Annotated in this window: 17 protein-coding genes; 14 read left to right on the top strand and 3 right to left on the bottom strand. The window is 72.1% G+C overall.

Annotated features, from left to right (window positions below; genetic code table 11):
* Window positions 1-20: 20 nt before the first annotated feature.
* Window positions 21-851 (bottom strand): MerR family transcriptional regulator, encoded by an 831-nt coding sequence (locus tag QWU11_RS41380; protein ID WP_290120046.1) that lies wholly within the window; start codon window positions 849-851, stop codon window positions 21-23.
* An 89-nt stretch (window positions 852-940) separates the two neighbouring features.
* Here QWU11_RS41380 and QWU11_RS41375 point away from each other — a divergent pair, with 89 nt between their 5' ends.
* Together QWU11_RS41375 and QWU11_RS41370 are read left to right on the top strand one after the other, a co-directional pair.
* Window positions 941-1,273: a PadR family transcriptional regulator gene (locus QWU11_RS41375; protein WP_290120045.1), complete on the top strand. Its 333-nt coding sequence runs from the start codon at window positions 941-943 to the stop codon at window positions 1,271-1,273.
* Window positions 1,270-2,514, top strand: coding sequence for a helix-turn-helix transcriptional regulator (locus tag QWU11_RS41370; RefSeq protein WP_354670944.1), 1,245 nt, complete (start codon window positions 1,270-1,272; stop codon window positions 2,512-2,514). Before QWU11_RS41375 ends, QWU11_RS41370 begins: the two co-directional genes overlap by 4 nt.
* A 3-nt stretch (window positions 2,515-2,517) precedes the next feature.
* Here the strand turns inward: QWU11_RS41370 and QWU11_RS41365 are convergent, their stop codons facing one another.
* On the bottom strand, window positions 2,518-3,153 hold the full coding sequence (locus QWU11_RS41365; RefSeq protein ID WP_290120044.1) for a DUF2218 domain-containing protein: 636 nt from the start codon (window positions 3,151-3,153) through the stop codon (window positions 2,518-2,520).
* A 167-nt stretch (window positions 3,154-3,320) separates the two neighbouring features.
* Between QWU11_RS41365 and QWU11_RS41360 the strand changes: the two genes are divergently transcribed.
* The 5 genes from QWU11_RS41360 to QWU11_RS41340 are packed head-to-tail and all read left to right on the top strand — an operon-like array spanning window position 3,321 to window position 9,652.
* Entirely contained in the window at window positions 3,321-4,778 is a 1,458-nt protein-coding gene (locus QWU11_RS41360; protein WP_290120043.1) for an aldehyde dehydrogenase family protein, read from the top strand.
* 7 nt (window positions 4,779-4,785) lie between these two features.
* Window positions 4,786-5,961, top strand: coding sequence for an L-2-hydroxyglutarate oxidase (gene lhgO / locus QWU11_RS41355; RefSeq protein ID WP_290120042.1), 1,176 nt, complete (start codon window positions 4,786-4,788; stop codon window positions 5,959-5,961).
* Window positions 5,962-5,987: 26 nt separating this feature from the next.
* Window positions 5,988-6,869, top strand: a complete 882-nt coding sequence (locus QWU11_RS41350) for an amidohydrolase family protein (protein WP_290120041.1) — start codon at window positions 5,988-5,990, stop codon at window positions 6,867-6,869.
* The gene (locus QWU11_RS41345) at window positions 6,866-8,563 is read left to right on the top strand and encodes a thiamine pyrophosphate-dependent enzyme (protein WP_290120040.1); all 1,698 of its coding nucleotides are present in this window, start codon (window positions 6,866-6,868) and stop codon (window positions 8,561-8,563) included. Before QWU11_RS41350 ends, QWU11_RS41345 begins: the two co-directional genes overlap by 4 nt.
* Window positions 8,564-8,602: 39 nt before the next feature.
* Window positions 8,603-9,652, top strand: coding sequence for an Ldh family oxidoreductase (locus QWU11_RS41340; protein ID WP_290120039.1), 1,050 nt, complete (start codon window positions 8,603-8,605; stop codon window positions 9,650-9,652).
* A 42-nt stretch (window positions 9,653-9,694) separates the two neighbouring features.
* Here QWU11_RS41340 and QWU11_RS41335 read toward each other — a convergent pair whose 3' ends face one another.
* The gene (locus tag QWU11_RS41335; RefSeq protein WP_290120038.1) at window positions 9,695-10,105 is read right to left on the bottom strand and encodes a cupin domain-containing protein; all 411 of its coding nucleotides are present in this window, start codon (window positions 10,103-10,105) and stop codon (window positions 9,695-9,697) included.
* A 203-nt stretch (window positions 10,106-10,308) separates the two neighbouring features.
* On the opposite strand from QWU11_RS41335, the gene QWU11_RS41330 reads away from it, so the two are divergent.
* From QWU11_RS41330 to QWU11_RS41300, 7 genes are all read left to right on the top strand, one after another.
* Entirely contained in the window at window positions 10,309-10,884 is a 576-nt protein-coding gene (locus QWU11_RS41330; protein WP_290120037.1) for a carboxymuconolactone decarboxylase family protein, read from the top strand.
* Between the two features lie 3 nt (window positions 10,885-10,887).
* On the top strand, window positions 10,888-11,925 hold the full coding sequence (locus tag QWU11_RS41325) for an ABC transporter permease (RefSeq protein ID WP_290120036.1): 1,038 nt from the start codon (window positions 10,888-10,890) through the stop codon (window positions 11,923-11,925).
* Window positions 11,926-11,953: 28 nt separating this feature from the next.
* Window positions 11,954-13,105, top strand: a complete 1,152-nt coding sequence (locus QWU11_RS41320) for a substrate-binding domain-containing protein (RefSeq protein ID WP_290120035.1) — start codon at window positions 11,954-11,956, stop codon at window positions 13,103-13,105.
* A complete protein-coding gene (locus tag QWU11_RS41315; protein ID WP_290120034.1) occupies window positions 13,102-14,787 on the top strand; it encodes a sugar ABC transporter ATP-binding protein in 1,686 nt (561 codons plus the stop codon). The genes QWU11_RS41320 and QWU11_RS41315 overlap by 4 nt, the downstream gene beginning before the upstream one ends.
* A gap of 38 nt (window positions 14,788-14,825) precedes the next feature.
* A complete protein-coding gene (locus QWU11_RS41310; RefSeq protein ID WP_290120033.1) occupies window positions 14,826-15,749 on the top strand; it encodes a LysR family transcriptional regulator in 924 nt (307 codons plus the stop codon).
* 178 nt (window positions 15,750-15,927) lie between these two features.
* A complete protein-coding gene (locus QWU11_RS41305) occupies window positions 15,928-16,803 on the top strand; it encodes a VOC family protein (RefSeq protein ID WP_290120032.1) in 876 nt (291 codons plus the stop codon).
* Complete coding sequence (locus QWU11_RS41300) at window positions 16,800-18,275, top strand: NAD-dependent succinate-semialdehyde dehydrogenase (RefSeq protein ID WP_290120031.1); 1,476 nt, start codon at window positions 16,800-16,802, stop codon at window positions 18,273-18,275. The genes QWU11_RS41305 and QWU11_RS41300 overlap by 4 nt, the downstream gene beginning before the upstream one ends.
* Window positions 18,276-18,282 lie beyond the last annotated feature (7 nt).

The raw sequence follows: 18,282 nt of genomic DNA, 5'->3' as shown, positions 1-18,282 counted from the left end.
GACGATCGTCGTGGTCGCGGTCATCGTCGTGGTGGTCTGGCGCGACCGCCGCCGTCATCCGCCCGATGACTCCGAGGAGCGCTGAGGCGGTCCGTCTCCTCCGGCGGGTCGTCGCGGGCCACGGCCGCGGCGAGCTGGTCGCCGAGCGCGGTCCGTACCTCGGCCTCCATGCACCGGGCGAGCAGCCCCTCGACGGCGAGTTGCGCGAGCGGGCGCAGCCGCTGGACGAACCTGGCCGCCTCGGAGATCTCCTCCCGGCTGTGCAGTCCCTCGGCGGAGAGGTTGCCGTGCTCGCGGGCCAGGCCGACGAAGCGCCGCGCGATCACGGCGCAGTCCTCCCGGATCCGGCCGGCGATCTCGAAGACGGCGGGCAACGGTATCCCGGCCGCCACAAGTTCGGCGCCGACCTGCAACAACCGAGGGCTGGGCACCTTGAACCGGCCGCCGCTCTCGGCCTCCAGGAACCCGTGCTCCTCGGCCATGCGCAGCATCGCGGCGAAGTCGTCGGCCTCGGGGTCGATGGCGAAGATCCGGATGAGCTCGGCGGTGTCGATCCGGCCGGGGATCTCGTCGGACCACGGGTCGGTGAGGACCTTCTCCAGGCCGAGCAGGTCGCCGAGGTCGCGGCCCCGTTCCCACGCCGAGATCAGCTCGGCGATGGTGCCCAGGGTGTAGCCGCGGCCGAGAAGCTGGCCGATGAGCCGCAGCCGTGCCAGGTGGGACTCGTCGTACAGCCCGACCCGCCCCTGCAGGCGAGGCGGCGGAAGCAGCCCGCGGTCCTGGTACGCCCGTACGTTCCGCACCGTCGAACCGCCGGCATGGGCGAGCTCATCGATTCTGAAAACAGACATGCCACCGCATCTGTCGCCGGGAACAGCCGTACGTACGGATGCTACCGGCGCGGCGACCCTATGTAGAGAAACTGCTATGCTCCGGGCCTGTGAAGGTGACCATGACCGTGGCGAAGGTGCTCCGGGTGTTCCTCGACGACCCGGGCACCCCCTGCTACGGGCTGGAGCTGATGAAGGCGACCGGCCTGCCCTCCGGCTCGCTCTACCCGGTGCTGGCCCGCCTCGAGCGGGCCGGCTGGCTCCGCTCCGAGCGCGAGGAGATCGACCCGGTGGCGGAGGGACGGCCGGCGCGGCGCTACTACGCGCTGACACCGGACGGCCTGGCCACGGCGCGCGTCGAGCTGGCGGCTCTCTCCGAGCGGTTCCGCCCACCGGCCGAGCTCCCGCGCGGCCTGCGGCAGCCGAAGGGCGGGACGGCATGAGCGCGGCCGTGATCCTCGGCGTCCTGGGCGCGATCGCCGCCGGGGTGCTCACGGGCCTGCTGACGAAGGAGACCGAGGGGCTCATCGACGCCCTGCCCGGATCAGTCCTGCGCCTGGCCCGCCGCCGCCTGCCCGCCGAGGGCCGCGACGACCTCTATGAGGAGTGGGCCGCGGAGCTGCACGCCGCCCTGCACGAGACCGAGGGCCGGCCGCTCAGCCGGCTCGTCCTCGGCGTCCGGTACGCCACAGGCCTCCTCCGCACCGCCCGCCGCATCGCCGACGAACTCGGCTCCACCCGGCGCGCCGCCCACGGCCGGTGGGAGGAGCCGACGGGCTTCGTTCCCGGTGAGCTGACTGCGGACGAGAGCGCCGTCGCCTCGCCCTGGCCACTGACAGGCGGCACGACGGTGCTTCGCATCGTCTTGGGATCCGAGCTTCGCCGGCTCCGCACGATGCGGCGGATCGGCTGCGAGGAGGCCGCCATCGCGATCGACGCCACCCATGACAAGCTCGACCGGATCGAGGTGGGTCAAGAAGAGCTGAGGCGGGACGACATCGCCGACCTGCTCACCCTGTACGGCGTCATCGACCAGGCCGAGCGGCGGTCGCTGCTGGCCCTGGCGCTCAAGGCGAACAAACCGGGCTGGTGGCACAAGCGCAACGACGACCTGCCGGTCTGGTTCGACCGCTACACGGGACTGGAGGGGGCGGCGTCCCTCATCAGCGCCTACGGGGAGCAGCTCGTTCCCGCGCTCCTCCAGACCGACTTCTACGCCCGTGCGGTCATCATGCTCGGTGATCCCGGCGTTCCTGCGGACGAGCTCGAACGCCGGGTCGAGGTACAGACGCGACGTCAGGCGTTGCTGCATCGGGACGACCCACCGCACTTCTGGGCCGTGGTGGACGAGATGGCGCTTCGCCGCCCGTTCGCAGGCCGGGCCGCGCTGCGCGCACAGCTCCGGCACCTGCTCGACCTCATCGAGTTGCCCCACGTCACGCTTCAGGTGTTGCCGTTCGAACGGGGCGGCCACGCGTTCGCGGCCGGTCCGTTCAACATCCTGCGCTTCCCCGACCCTCGTCTTCCCGACGTCGTCCACCAGGACCAGCTCACGAGCGCCCTGTACCTGGACAGGCTCGAGGACATCGACCGCTACAGCGCGGCCATGGCACGGCTGCGCATCGACGCCGAGCCGGCCGACACCGCCCGCCGCGTCCTCGTCCGCGTCCTCCGGGAGCTGTAGGCCCTACTCGTCGGCCTCGTTGCGTTGTTCGGTGCCCGGGGTGCCGTCGGCGCGGGTCCAGCGGACGACCAGCTCGTCGCGGGCGCCGAAGCGTACGAGGTGGCGGCCGACCACGCTCTCCAGGCGTTCCTGGTGCTCGGGCGTCGTCTCGACGCGGAGTTGGAGGGTGTTCTCGCCGCAGGACAGGTCGGCACGGCCGTCGGTGAAGTCGATGCGGCCCGTCGCCGACTCCTCGGCCCACTCGCCCGTCGTGCGGCGGCTCAGGTGTGACACCAGCTGCTTGCCGTAGCGGCCCGGCCGGTCGGTACGGACGGACGCGGTGCTGACGGCCGCCGGGGACACGGGCTCAGGCTCGATGGCGGTGAGGTCGTGCCGCTCCCGTTCCACGAGACAGGGGAGGACCTCACCCTTCAACCACCGCGCGAAATGCGGTGATTCGGCATGGGCCGTGAAGGCGTCCCCGTCGATATATCTCTCATAGAGAGAAAAAGCCGCCGAATCCGATGGATCGGCGCACACCTCGTAGAGAAGGTTGCCGGGCTCCGCACGGCTGGGGGCGATCATCCGCGTCAGGGCCTCGCGCACGCGCCGCTCCTGACCGGGTTGGGCGCGGTAGTGGACGATGACGGCGAATGACACGGAAGACCTCCGGGCAGAGAACGGGAAGCTCATCGTGGCGTGACGCGCCCGCCGCGGGCAACGCACCGGATGTGGACCTTAGGTTGCCTGTTTCGGTCTTTCGGCGAGCACGTCCGCGTTCCTAGCATCGACCGCGTCTGCCCGTCGTGTCCGTGGAAGGTTGCCGAATGTCGATACCCACACTGCATCGCCTGGTCGGCGGCGAATGGCGCGCTCCGGAGGACGGCCGCGCGCTCGACGTCACCGACCCCGCCGACGTACGGCGGATCGTGGCCCGGGTGCCGGCGATGCGGGCGGCCGACGTTCCCGAGCTGTACGAGCGTGCCGTGGACGCCGTACGGACCTGGCGCCGCACACCCGCGCTGGAGCGCGCCGCGATCCTGCGCCGGACCGCCGCCCTGCTGCGCGAGCGCGCGGACGCGATCGCCGCCGACCTCGTCGCGGAGATGGGAAAGACCCGGGCCGAGGCCGACGGCGAGGTCGCCAAGTCCGCGGACCTCTTCGAGTTCTACGCCTCGCTGGCGCGCCTCCCGTACGGCGAGCTGCTCCACGACGCCCGCGCCCGTACCGAGACGAGCGCGCGGACCGAGCCGGTCGGCGTCGTCCTGGCCATCACCCCCTGGAACGATCCGCTGCTCACGCCGGCGCGCAAGCTCGCCCCGGCGCTGTTCGCGGGCAACGCGGTGATCCTCAAGCCCGCGCTCGACACCCCGGTCGTGGCGCTCCATCTCGCCCGCGCGCTGGACGACGCGGGCCTGCCCGCCGGCGTCCTCGGCACCGCGATCGGGTCGTCGCAGGAGATCTCCGGGCCGCTGCTGCGCGACGAGCGCCTCGACGCGCTGACCTTCACCGGCAGCACCCCGGTCGGGAGACGGCTACGCCGCGAGCTCGGCGACACGAACGTACGGCTGCAGACCGAGATGGGCGGCAAGAACGCCTCGGTCGTGCTCGCCGACGCCGACCTCGGCCTCGCCGTGGACGCCGTCGCGGCGGCCTCGTTCGGCCAGGCCGGGCAGCGGTGCACCGCGACGAGCCGGGTCGTGGTGGAGCGCGCGGTCGCCGGGGAGTTCGTCGCGGCGCTGACCGCGCGGGCCAGGGCCGCGCGCCTCGGGCCGGGCGCCGACCCCGCGACCGACGTCGGGCCGCTCGTCAGCATGCGCCACCGCGACTCCGTCCGCGCCGGCCTGGAGCGGGCGGTCAGGGAGGGGGCGACGCTGCACACCGGCGGCGAGGCGCTCGACGAGCACGTCAACGGCTGCTTCCTCACGCCCGCCGTCCTGGAGATCGAGGATCCCGCGGCCGTGACGATCTGGCGGGAGGAGGTCTTCGGGCCGGTCGTCGTCGTCCTCGTCGTGGACGGCTTCGAGGCGGCGCTCGCGGCGGCCGACGACTCGGCGTACGGCCTGGCCGCCGCCGTCTACTCCCGCGACCTGGGCCACGCCCACGAGTTCGCCGACCGGGTCACGGCCGGGCAGGTCGCGGTGAACCTGCCGACGACCGGCTGGGACGTGCACCTGCCGTTCGGCGGTTTCCGCGACTCCGGCTCGCCCTTCAAGGAGCAGGGCCGCGAAGGACTGCGGTTCTACACCCGGGTCAAGACCGTCTCCATCGGCTACCAGGACTGAGGCGCCCATGAGAGTCGGGGTCATCGGCGCGGGGATCGTCGGCCTCTCGGTCGCCCGGCGGCTGGCCGCACAGGAGCACGAGGTCACGGTCTTCGAGAAGGAGGACGACGTCGCGCGGCACCAGACGGGGCACAACTCCGGGGTCGTCCACGCCGGCGTCTACTATCCGCCCGGCTCGCTGAAGAGCCGCCTCTGCCGCGACGGCGGGCGGCGGCTGAAGGCGTTCTGCGCCGAGCACGACCTGCCCTACGACGAGATCGGCAAGGTCATCGTCGCCCGTACGGCGGACGAGGCGCGGCTGCTGCGCGCCATCGAGGCCCGGGCGGAGGCGGCCGGGGTGCCCGGCCTGCGGTGGCTGGACGGCGACGAGCTGACGGAGATCGAGCCGCACGTACGGGGCTTCGCCGCGCTGCACTCTCCGACGACCGCCATCGTCGACTACCCGATGATCGCCCGCGCCCTGGCGCAGGAGGTACGGGCGGGCGGCGGGCGGCTGCTCCTCGGGCACGAGGTGACCGGGATCGAGCGGTCCGGCTCGAAGGTCGTCGTCCACACGGCCGGCGGAAGCACCACGGTCGGCCGCCTGGTCACCTGCGCCGGGCTGCAGGCCGACCGCGTCGCCGCGCTCGCCGGGGACGGCCCGTCGCCGGCCATCGTGCCGTTCCGCGGGGAGTACTACCGGCTCACCCCGCACCGCGCACACCTGGTCAACGGCCTCGTCTACCCCGTACCCGACCCGGCGTACCCCTTCCTGGGCGTGCACTTCACCCCCCGCGTGGACGGAAGCGTCGACATCGGCCCCAACGCCGTCCTGGCCACCGCGCGCGAGGGGTACCGCCGCCGCGACGTCGACCTCGCCGACCTGCGCGAGACCCTCCGGTGGCCGGGGTTCCGCCGCCTCGCCCGCGCGCACTGGCGCGCCGGCCTCCAGGAGGCGCGTACGTCGGTGTCGAGGCGGCGGTTCATCGCCCAGGCCCGCGACTACCTGCCCGAGCTGTCCGTGGACGACGTCGTGCCGGCGCCGGCCGGAGTGCGCGCCCAGGCCGTCGGCCGCGACGGGACGCTCGTGGACGACTTCTCGATCCGGCACGTCGGCCCGGTCGTCAGCGTCCGCAACGCCCCCTCTCCCGCGGCGACCTCCGCCCTGGCCATCGCCGACCACATCATCGCGGCACTCGACTGACCAGCGAACGAACGAAGGAGACACCCATGTTCATCGTCGACTCCCAGGTGCACATCTGGAGGGAAGAGACGCCCGACCGTCCCTGGGTGCCGGGCGCGCGCGAACGGATCCGCCTGAACGGCCACCGCGAGGAGGCGTTCAGCTGGGAGGAATGCATGACCCTGATGGACGAGGCCGGGGTCGACCGCGCGCTGATCCTGCCCCCCTCGTGGGAGGGCGACCGCAACGACTACGCCCTGGAGGCGTGCGAGGCCGACCCCGGCCGGTTCGGGATCATGGCCCGCGTCCCGCAGAACAAGCCGGCCGAGGGCGCGGCGATGCTGCGCGACTTCGCGCAGAACCCCCACATCAAGGGCACCCGGCTGACCTTCCACCGGCCGATCGACCGCAACTGGATGATCGACGGCACCTGCGACTGGTACTGGCCGCTGGCCGAGGAGCTGGGCGTCAAGACGATGGTGCACGCCCCGATCTGGAAGGCCGAGCTCGGCGCGATCGCCGACCGGCACCCCGGGCTGCGGATCATCATCGACCACATGGGAATCATGGCCCGCTGCGTCGACGACTCCATCGGCTACTGGGTGAAGGAGACCGCCGACCTGTTCGAACGCCCCAACATCTACGTCAAGGTCTCCGCGATCCCGGGCTACTCCACCCACCCCTTCCCGAACCTCAACATCGAAAAATACGTCCGGGAGATGGTGGACAGGATGGGGCCCGAACGCTGCTTCTGGGGCACGGACCTGACGAGGCTGACCGGCCACGGGCTGACCTACAAGGACACCATCGAGCAGTTCACCAAGCACTTCTCCTTCACACCCGGGGAACTGGAGTGGATGATGGGGCGCGGGATCTGTGAGTGCCTGGACTGGCCGCTGCCCGCGCAGGCGGACGTGACCGCGTCATGACGACGTCCCTCGACGGCGGCGAGGCCGTTCTCGCCGCCTGCCGGACCCTGGGCGTCGAGGTGATCTTCTCCTCGCCGGGCTCGGAGTGGGCCCCCGTCTGGGAGGCCATGGCCCGGCAGGAGCGCGACGAGGCCGCGGGCCCGCTCTACCTCGACCTGCTCCACGAGACCCTCGCCGTCGCGATGGCCACCGGCTACGCCCTGGTCACCGGCCGCCCGCAGATGGTGCTGCTGCACGCCGGCCCGGGGCTGCTGCAGGGCTCCTGCGGCATCCACGGGGCGCTGCTCAGCGGGGCGCCGATGGTCGTCTGCTCGGCCGAGTCGATCACGTACGGAGAGGGCGCCGTCGACCCGGGCTCCCAGTGGTATCGCAACCTGTCGATCGTCGGCGGTCCGCAGGCCATCGCCGCGCCGTTCGTGAAGTGGTCCAACCAGGCCGCCGACGCCTCCACCGTGTACGGGATGGTGGTGCGCGCCGGGGAGATCGCCCAGCGCGCTCCGGCCGGCCCGGTGTACCTCAACGTGCCGGTCGAGGCCCTGCTCGAACCCTGGACCCCGCCGGTGAGGACGGCGAGCGTGGCGCCGCCGGGCGGCACCGTGGCCGCGCGCCCCGACCTGGAGCGGGTGGCGGCGCTCCTGGCGGCCAGCCGGCGGCCGCTGATCGTCACCGAGTCGGCGGGGCGCGCCCCCGAGGCGTTCGCCGCGCTGGTCGGCCTGGCCGAGTCGCTGGCCGTCCCCGTCGTCGAGCCCCAGTCGGCCGTCTGCGCCAACTTCCCCAGCACCCACCCCCTCCACCAGGGCGAACGCGCGGAGGGCCTGGCCGCCGAGGCCGACCTGATCCTCCTGGTCGGCTGCCGGGCGCCGTGGTACCCGCCCAGCGCCAAGCCCGGCGACGCGACCGTCGTCGTGGTGGACGAGGTGCCGCACCGCCCGCACATCGCCTACCAGGTGCTCACCGCCGACGCCTACCTCGAGGGCGGCGTCGCGCGGACCCTGCGGGCGCTCGCCGAGGAGGTCGCGGCGATCGGCGTCGACGCGGAGCTGGTCGGCGCGCGTCACGCCGAGTTCGCCGAGGCGCACAAGCGGGAGGCCGCGCGGCTGTCGGACGAGGAGTCCCTCGTCGCGCGCGCCGACGGCATCGACCCGGTCCTGGTCGTCTCCACCCTGCGCGAGCTCCTCGACCCCGACGCCACGGTGGTGGACGAGACCATCACGCACAGCCGTACGGTCCGGCGCCATCTGAACAGCGACCGCCCCGGCCGCTACACCTACGTCCAGGGCGGGCTCGGGCAGGGGCTCGGCGTCGCGCTCGGGGTGAAGCTGGCCGCGCGCGAGCGCGAGGTCGCGTTCGTCGTGGGCGACGGGTCGTTCCTCTACAACCCGATCGTGCAGTCGCTGGCCGCCTCCGAGCAGCTCGGGCTGCCGCTCCTCATCGTCGTGTTCAACAACGGGCAGTACCGCTCGATGAAGCTGAACCACCTCCGCTTCTACCCCGACGGCGCCGCCGTGCGGACCGGGCGGTTCCACGGCGTCGACCTGGGCGGCCAGCCCGACCTCGCAGCCCTGGTCGAGCCGTTCGGCATGTTCGGGCGGACCGTCACCGCGCCCGGCGAGCTGCGTACGGCGCTGACCGAGGCCCTGGCCGCCGTACGGGACGGCCGCACCGCGCTCGTCAACGTCCAGGTGGACCGCTGATCCCCCATCCCCCTCGAACTGCCGGAAGGCGGGCCACCCATGGCTGCCAAGATCAATGTTTCCGCCCAGGCGCTGCGGACGCTGGTGAGCGGCCTGTTCGCCGCGCAGGGCGTGTCACCCACGGACGCCGGGACCGTCGCCGACGTGCTGGTGTGGGCGAACCTGCGCGGGGTCGACTCCCACGGCGTCTCACGGGTGCCGCGCTACATCGAGCTGTTCGAGCGGGGCGAGGCCAAGCCCCGCGCCGACATCAAGGTGGAGCGGCTGCGGTCGGCGGTCGCGGTCGTCGACGCGGACGGCGCGCCGGGACCGGTCGCGCTGACCCTGGCGATGCGCGATGCGATCGAAATGGCCGGGGACACCGGCGTCGCCTGGGTCGCCGTCCGCGGGACCGTCCACACCGGGGCCATCGGCTACTACACGGCAATGGCGGCCGAGGCCGGGCTGGCCGGCCTCGGCATCGTCGCCGGGGTGCCCAACATGGCGTACGCGGGCGCCCGCGGGGCCGGGGTGGCGACCAGCCCGCTCTCGGTCGCGGTCCCCGCCGGCCGCCATCCCCACGTCCTGCTCGACATGGCCACCGCGGTGATCGCCCTCAGCAGGTTCGCGCAGTACCGGGCGAGCGGGCAGGCCCTGCCGGAAGGCGCCGCGCTGGACGCGGACGGCGTGCCGACGACCGACCCGGCGGCGGCGAAGGTGCCGCTCCCGATGGGCGGCGCCAAGGGATCCGGCATGTCGCTGGTCTTCGAGCTGCTGGCCGGCTGCCTGACCGCCAACCCGATCGTCAGCGGCTACCACGCGGGCACGCCCGAGGGCCGGCGGCACCGCCAGAACGCCACGCTGATCGCGGTCGACATCTCCGCGTTCCTGCCGGTGCCGGAGTTCGTCTCTCTCGTCGACGACACCCTCGACGCGGTGAAGGCGCTGCCCGCCGGCGACGAGTCGCGCGAGGTGCTGATCCCCGGGGAGCGCGGCGCCCGCACGTACGAGGAGCGCCTGAGCGGCGGTGTGCCGCTGCCGGCGAAGGTCTGGGCCGGGCTGGCCGGCCAGGCGGAGAAGGCCGGGCTCACCGTCCCGGAGACCTCCTGAGCCGTCCCCGCGCGCCGCGGGCGGGTCGCGGCGCGCGGGGGATCAGCCGTCCTGGACCATCTGGTCGGCCTCCGACAGGTGCTCCACGGTCTCGCCCGTCTCCACGAACGTCCGGGTGACCCGCGCCGAGTCATAAACCCACAGGATCGTCATCGGCGACCCGCCGGTATTGCGAAAAGCGTGCTCCACACCCGCCGAGATGTAGGTGGTGTCATGCGCTACCAGTGGCGTTGTCTCACCGGCTATCTCGACTTCGCCGACCCCTTCGAGAAGGGTGACGTGCTCGGCGCAGTTGTGCAGATGCGGGGGCGCTCCGGTGCCTTCCGGATAGACGCTGATCCCCGTCGTGATCGTGTTTTCCTCCGCCGCGCTGAGCCGTGTGATGAGTGGCGTCGTGACCACGCCTCCGCCGCGATTGAGCCGCTGGACCTCGGCCGCCTTGATGACCGTCATGGCCTGTCTCCTCGCGTTGGTTTCAGAATTGCCATTCGGAGACTACTCGGCGGCGCGCGGGATGACGGTTCACAAAACGTGAACCTAAGCGTTCGGGGATTGACCCGTCAGACGGCCTCAGAAGCATGGACAAGGCATGAGCGGTCTATGCATTGTTACGTCACCGACATGCCAGCGAAACACCAAAGACGGGAAACACTCACATGCGCCTGCCCGAGCTCGTGGAGCTGTCACCGCGGCAGCGAGAGATCAGCGACCGGATCACCCGCCGGCGCGGCGGTACCCGAGGACCGTTCCTCGTGTGGCTGCGCAGTCCCGAACTCTGCGAGAAGGTCGAGGCGCTGGGCGCCTACTGCCGCTTCGAGTCCTCGCTGGACCTGCGCCTGCGGGAGCTGAGCCTGCTCGTCGCGGCACGCCACTGGGACGCGCAGTACTCCTGGAACGCCCACGTCGAGAAGGCGGTGGACGCGGGAGTGGCGCGCGAGAGCCTGACCGCGCTCGCCGAGAACCGCGACCCGGCCTTCGCCCGCGCCGACGAGGACGCCGTCCACCGGTTCGCGACGGAGATCCTGCGCGACCACTTCGTCTCCGACGCCACCTTCGCCCTGGCCCTGGAGGAACTCGGCGAGCAGGGGGTCGTCGACCTCCTGGGCAGCCTCGGCAACTTCTCGATGCTCGCGATGCTGCTGAACGCCTGCCAGGTGGACCTGCAGCCGGGCCGCACGCCGCCCTTCCCAGACGTGCGCGGCCACGAGCGCGTCCCGGCCGCGGAGGTGTGAGAGATGACCACGTGGGCGGGCGCGAAGACGCCCGAGTCCGGTGAGGTGGCCGGCCGGCCGGACGGCGCCGAGACGAAGCGGGGCCGTCACGCGGCCGGGCTGCTGTCCGAGGGCAGCGCGCGGTTCGCCGTGGTGGTCATCTGGATCCTGATGATCGGCGTGTACGGCCTGTTCGAGCCGGACCGCTTCATGACCCGGGAGACCTTCCAGACGATCTTCAGCTCGCAGCAGGCCCTGGTGTTCCTCACCGCGGCGCTGCTGTGCACGGTCTGCGTCGGCGAGTTCGTCGACCTGTCGGTCGCCTCGAACCTTGGCCTCGCGGCGATCGTCGTGCCCGTGCTCGTCGTCCACCACGGCTGGAACCCCCTGATGGCGAGCGTCGTCGCCATCGCCGTCGGCGCGGCCGCCGGCGCGGTCAACGGATGGCTCGTCGTACGCCTCGGGGTCAACACCATCGTCGTGACCCTCGGCATGGGCACGCTGCTGCTCGGCGTCGGGCTGTGGATCAGCGGCCTCACCGCGATCAGCGGGCTCAGCGCCGGCTTCGGCGACATCGCGCTGAAGAACCTCGCCGGGCTCCCGCTGTCGTTCTACTACGGCGTCGTCCTCGTGCTGATCTTCGCGTACGTGGTGGACCGCACCCCGCTCGGCCGCCACATGCGGTTCGTCGGCGCGAACCGCGAGGTCAGCCGCCTGGCCGGCGTACGCGTCAAGCGCATCAGGTTCGGCGCGTTCGTCTTCGCCGGGCTCATCTGCGGGGTCGGCGGCGTGCTGGCGTCGGCGGCGACCGGCGGGTTCGACCCGACCGTGTCGCAGAGCTACCTGATGCCCACCTTCGCCGCGACCTTCCTGGGCACGGCGGTCATCCAGCCGGGACGGTTCAACCCGATCGGCACCTTCGTCGCCGTCTACTTCCTGGCGACCGGCATCCTCGGGCTCCAGCTCTTCGGCGTGGCCGGCTGGGTCTCCGACGTCTTCTACGGCGGCGTGCTCGTCGTCGCCGTCACCATCTCCACTCTGCTCCGCGCCCGCGTGGCATGACATGCGCACGTCGGAAGGACACCCCACCATGAGTTCCAGATCCACCGGCCCGGCCGCCGCCGGCCTCCTCGCCGTCACCCTGCTGGCCGCGTCGGCGTGCGGTTCGTCGTCGGACGGCACGGCCAAGGCCGGCACCGGGCCGGGCACCGACGCGCACGCGGCCCAGGCGGTCGCCACGGCCCAGGCGCCGCTCACGACCTATCCGCTCCCGAAGGACAGGCTGAGCGGCGTCTCCTCGCTGCACGGCAAGACCGTCTACTACGTGCCGATCACCCAGCAGGCGCCGCAGTTCGCCACGACCGCGGCGGGTCTGAAGAAGGCGCTGGCCGCCGCCGGCCTGTCACTGCAGGTCTGCAACGGCAACTCCAACCCCTCCCAGGTGTCGGCGTGCGTCGACCAGGCCGCCGGCGCGAGCGCCGGCGCGATCATCACCGACTCCATCCCGTACGGCATGGCGGCCAACGCGCTGGACGCGGCGCAGCGCAAGAAGATTCCGGTCCTGATCACCGACCAGATCCCCGATCCGGCGCACCCGGCGAGCGCGTCGCTCGCCTACGCCGAGGGCGCCGGCCGCGCCCAGCTCGTGACGGCGGCCGACTGGATCACCGCCGACTCCAGGGGCTCGGCCCACGTCCTGATCAACCAGAGCACGGACTCCCCGTCCACGATCGCCTACGTCGCCGCCGCCCAGCAGGAGTTCACGGCGCACTGCCCGGACTGCGAGATCACCGTCAACAAGATCTCCTCGGCCAACTTCTCGCTGATCGCCTCCTCGACCAGCTCGGCGCTGCTGCGCAACCCGAAGATCACCTACGTCGTCTCCGAGTTCGAGCAGTACCTCCAGCCGACCCTGGGCGGCGTCCAGCAGTCCGGCAAGGCGCAGAAGATCAAGCTGGTGAGCACGGCGGCGCAGCTCGGCGGGCTGCAGATGCTCAAGGCCAAGGGCCTGCTGTGGGCCACCGTCGGCCAGGCCTCGGCGTACCAGGGCTGGGCGGACACCGACGCGGCGCTGCGCCTGATGCTCAAGAAGCCGGTCGACCCGATCGCCACCCCGCTCCGTCTCTTCACCCGCGACAACGTCGGCGGCCTCACGCTCACCAACGCGGCGCAGGACTCCGGCGAGTGGTTCGGGCCCGCCGGCTACGCGTCGGAGTACAAGAGCGTCTGGGGCGTCGGATGACCGGGCACTCCACCGTCCCGCGGCTGGAGCTGGAGGGCGTCTCCAAGACGTTCGGGCGCCACCGCGCCCTGCGCGACGTACGGCTGCGCATCATGCCCGGCGAGCTGCACGGGCTGGTCGGGCAGAACGGCTCGGGCAAGTCCACGCTGGCCAAGATCCTCACGGGCTTCCACGACCCGGACCCCGGCGCCGCGGTCCGCATCGACGGGGAGCCGCTGCGGCTTCCCGTACGGCTCCGCCAGGCGCGCGACCTCGGGCTCGCGGTGGTGCACCAGACGCTCGGGCTGTTCGAGGACGCGACCGTCCTGGACAACATCCGCATCGGGCGGTTCGGCGCGACGCGCTGGTCCCGGCGGATCCAGTGGGACCGGGAGCGCGAGGCCGCCGGCGACGTGCTCGCCGCGCTCGGGCGCTCGGTCCGGCTCGACGCGCGCGTCGGTGCGCTGTCCGCCGAGGACAAGGCGACCGTGGCGATCGCCCGCGCGCTGCAGCAGGCGCGCGACGGCGAGGGCATCGTGATCTTCGACGAGTCGACGCGCGCGCTCGGCCGCGACTCCCTGGGCCACTTCTACGAGCTGGTCGAGGGCGTGCTCGCGACGGGTACGGCGGTCTTGCTGATCAGCCACCGGCTGGACGAGGTCCTGCAGGTCACCGACGCCGTCACCGTCCTGCGGGACGGCGAGGTGATGGAGTCCGGCGCGCGGACCGCGGACCTGGACCACGCGCGGCTCGTGAAGACCATGTTGGGCTACACCCCGCGTACCGTCCGCCCGGGTCAGGGGCAGAACGGCGCCGACCGGCCGCGGGCCCGGCGGGCGGGCTCCCACCGCCCGGCCGGGCGCCGCCCGGGCGGGGCGCACGCCGAGACGCCCCCGGCCGCCGTACGCCGGCCCGAGGCCGGCCCGGGGGAGCGGGTCGCCGCGCGGATCACCGGCCTCACCGGAGAGGTGCTGCGGGACCTCACGCTGACGATCGAGTGCGGCGAGGTCGTCGGGGTGACCGGTCTCGTCGGCTCCGGGCACGAGGAGCTGCCCTACCTGGTGAGCGGCGTCAGGCGGGCCGGGGCCGGGACGCTCACGATCGGCGGCACCCGTCTCGACCTGACGCGCTGCGGCTGCGGCGAGTGCCTCACGGCCGGCCTGGCGCTCGTACCCGAGGACCGTGACGCCGACGGCCTGGCCGGCGCGATGAGCGTGGCGGAGAACATCACGCTTCCGCAGGTCCGCGCCCGCGGCACCGCACTGCGCGTCGACCGCCGCTGGGAGCGGGAGGAGGTACGGTCGCTGCTCCAGCGGCTCGGCGTCCGGCCCCCGGTGCCCGAGATGCCGGTCAGCGCGCTGAGCGGCGGCAACCGCCAGAAGGTCCTCCTGGCGAAGTGGCTGGCGACGCGGCCGGACCTGCTCGTCCTCCACGAGCCGACCCAGGCCGTGGACGTCGGCGCCCGGCGCGACATCATCGCGGCGGTACGGGCCGCGACCGAGGACGGGTGCGGCGTCCTCGTAGCGGGCGCGGACGAGGAGGAGATGGCCGCTCTCTGCGACCGTGTGGTCGTCCTGGACCAGGGCGTGATCGGCACGGTCCTGCGCGCTCCACTGAGCGCGGACATTGTCGCCGAAATGATCTACAGTTCTGCGAAGCTCCCTCTTCGCCCAGCTCAGCGTTGGTCGGCGGAGCGCACATGAACGTAGACTCGCGAAAGACTCGCGGGAGGGAGCACGGAGTGGACCGGCTCACGGGCATGCGGAGCTTCGTCGGTGTCGCCCAGGCGAAGAGCTTCAGCCACGCCGCCCGGTCCCTGGGCATCTCCCGGTCGCTGGTCTCCCGGCACATCGCCGATCTGGAGAGCCAGCTCGGCGTGCGGCTCTTCAACCGCACCGCGCGCGCCGTCAGCCTCACCGAGCCCGGACAGCACTACTTCGAGTTCTGCGAACGCGTCCTCGCCGAGATCGACGCCGAGGAGGCCGCCCTGCAGGGCCTGCGCGACAAGGTCGAGGGGCAGCTGTCCATCATCTGCCCCAAATGGATAGGCCACCTCGACCTGGGCGAGGCCATCGCGTCGTTCGCCGTGGACCATCCCAAGATCCACGTGCGGTTCGAGGTCGGTGGCATGTCGGACCGCAACTATGACTTCCTGGGCGACGGCTACGACATCGCGTTCCACACCAGGGAGCTGCGCGACTCGTCGCTGCTCATCAAAAAGGTGGCCTCGCTCGAATTCCTGCTGTGCGCGGCCCCTGACTACCTCGAGCAGGTGGGCCCGCCCGAAGAGGCGAGCGACCTGGCCGAGCACGACTGCCTGGTGAACACCAACGACCCGGTGTGGCACCTGTCGCAGGACGGCCGCAAGCACAATATCAAGGTGCTCAACGCCGTCTATTCCTCCAACAGCTACCTGACATTGCAGAAGGCGGCCGTACGGGGACGGGGCATCGGCCTGCTGCCGATGCGGACCGTCTGCGACGACGTGGCGGAACGGCGACTGGTGCGGGTCCTGCCCGCCTATGAGGTGCCGAACCGCTCCCTCTATGCCATCTACTCGCCCGGCGGCCAGCGGGTGCAGAAGGTAAAAGTCTTCCTCGACTACATTTCTGAATGGTTCCTGAAGAACCCGATGACGCCGTCCAGGCCACTGAAAACAGCCTGACTTCCTGTCAAGCACGGAACCCGAAACTTAAGGGTTCCTGCATGAAGACGGTGCGGTATTGAGAAAAGCATACCGTCGCCCCTAGGCTGGATCTGTCGCCCGGCGGCAAGGTCGTTCAGCGAATGCCGCACGAAAGGCTTTGTGATTTCCAATGGCAATTCTGCGCATTGAGCGCGTCGTGTACGGCGTTACCGACGTGGACACCTGTACGCGCTTCTTCGAGGACTTCGGCCTCGAACACGTCGCAGGACCGGGCGTCGCGCTCCGGACGCGCACCGGCCAGCACGTCGAGCTGCGCGCCGGCGACGACCCCGGCCTGCCGCCGGCACTGGAGGCCGCCTCCACCCTGCGCGAGGTGGTCTGGGGGGTCGACTCCCAGGAGGCCCTCGACGCCATCGCCGCCGACCTGAGCCGCGACCGCGAGGTGCGGACGGACGCCGAGGGCGACGTCCACACCCGCGACGAGACCGGTTTCGGGCTCGGATTCGCCGTCGCGCGCCCCGTCGAGGCGGATCCGCGCGACGGAGCCGACAACACCCACGGCCGGACCACCCGCTGGAACCGCCCGGTCGAGCCCGTCGGCGAGGTCCGCCCGCTGCGCATCTGCCACATCGCCCTCAACATCCCCAAAGAGGGCCGGGAGGCGGCCGTCGACTTCTACCTGCGGCGGCTGGGCTTCTTCGCCACCGACCGCGTGCTCGACATGGGGGTGTTCATGCGGTGTGAGGGCGACGCCGACCAGCACACCCTGCTGCTGTGCCACCGGCCCGACCGCGCGGGCGTCAACCACACGGCGTACGAGGTCGGCAGCTTCGACGAGGTGATCGTCGGAGCCAACCAGATGATCGAGCGCGGCTGGCACGAGGCCCGCCGGCTCGGCCGGCACACCATCGGGTCCAACGTGTTCCGGTTCATCCACGCCCCCTGCGGCGGCCGGGTGGAGTTCGCGGCGGACATGGACCGGGTCGACGACACCTACCCCACGCGCACGTGGGAGACCGCGCCGCCGCATCACCTGTGGACGGTGCGCACGACGAGAGGCGAAGGCGAATGACGACGACGGAAGACCGCGCGCCGGTCCGCGGACCCGCGGACGGCTATCCGCGGCCCGCGCTGTACATCGACGGCGAATGGACGGCCGGCAGCACGCGCGGTGAGCCCGTGATCGACCCCGCCACCGAGGAGGTCCTCGCGGAGGTCCCGCTCGCCGACGCCGCGCACCTGGAGAGGGCGGTGGCCGCCGCAGCGCGCGGGTTCCGGCTGTGGCGCGACGTCCCGGTCGACCGCCGGTCCGCGATCCTCCACGACGCCGCCGCGCTGATGCGGGCACGGGCCGGAGAGATCGGCCGGATCATGACGCGGGAGGAGGGCAAGCCGCTGCGGGAGGCGACCGGCGAGGTCATGCGGGCGGCAACGCTGCTCGAGTGGGACTGCGAGGAGGGGCGCCGCGCGTACGGCCGGATCATCCCCGCAGGCCGCGACCAGCGGCTCAGCGTGTCCAGGGTGCCGGTCGGCCCGGTCGCCGCCCTGGTCCCGTGGAACTTCCCGGCGGGCGGCCCGATGCGCAAGATCGCCGCGGCGCTGTCGGCCGGGTGCTCGATCGTGATCAAGGCTTCGGAGGAGGTCCCGGGCACCGCGTGCGCGCTCGTCCGCTGCCTGGAGGAGGCGGGCGTGCCGGCCGGGGTCCTGAACCTCGTCTTCGGCGTGCCGGCCGAGGTCTCCGAGCACCTGATCGCCGCCCCCGAGATCCGCTTCGTCGCCTTCACCGGGTCCATCCCGGTGGGCAAGCGCCTGGCCGGGCTGGCCGCCGCCGTGATGAAACCGGCCGCCATGGAGCTCGGCGGGCACGCCCCGGTCATCGTCTGCGAGGACACCGACCCCGAGGCCGCCGCGGCCGAGTGCGTACGGGGGAAGTTCGCCAACGCCGGGCAGGTCTGCACCTCGCCGAGCCGGTTCCTCGTGCACGAGGCCGTCCACGACCGGTTCGTGGCGGCCTTCGTCGCGGCGGCGGAGTCGATGAAGGTCGGCAACGGCCTGGAGGACGGCGTCCAGATGGGCCCCATGATCGGGGCGCGGCGGCGGGACGCCGTGGACCGGCTCGTCGCCGGCGCGCGAGACGCCGGCGCGGACGTCCTGACCGGCGGCCACCCGATCGACGGGCCCGGCTTCTTCTACGCCCCGACCGTGCTGACCGGCGTGCCGGCCGGCGCGGCGATCCTCCATGAGGAGCCGTTCGGGCCGGTCGCACCGATCATGCCGTTCACCGACCTGGACGAGGCCCTCGCGATCGCCAACGCGTTGCCCTACGGCCTGGCCGCGTACGGCTTCACCCGCTCCGCCGACGTCGCCGACCGGCTCGTGCACGAGTTCGAGGCGGGCATCTTGTCCATCAACCACGTGGGCGGCTCCGTCCCGCAGGCCCCGTCGGGCGGCGTCAAGGAGAGCGGCTACGGACGCGAGGGCGGCCCCGAAGGGCTGGACGGCTATCTGGTCACCAAGCGCGTCTCGCACCGGCTCCGCGGATGAGGCGCGG

This window comes from Actinomadura sp. DC4 (assembly GCF_030406325.1).
GTDB lineage: Bacteria > Actinomycetota > Actinomycetes > Streptosporangiales > Streptosporangiaceae > Actinoallomurus.
The sequence above is the reverse complement of the archived record's forward strand: the minus strand, read 5'-3'. Positions and strand labels throughout refer to the sequence as shown.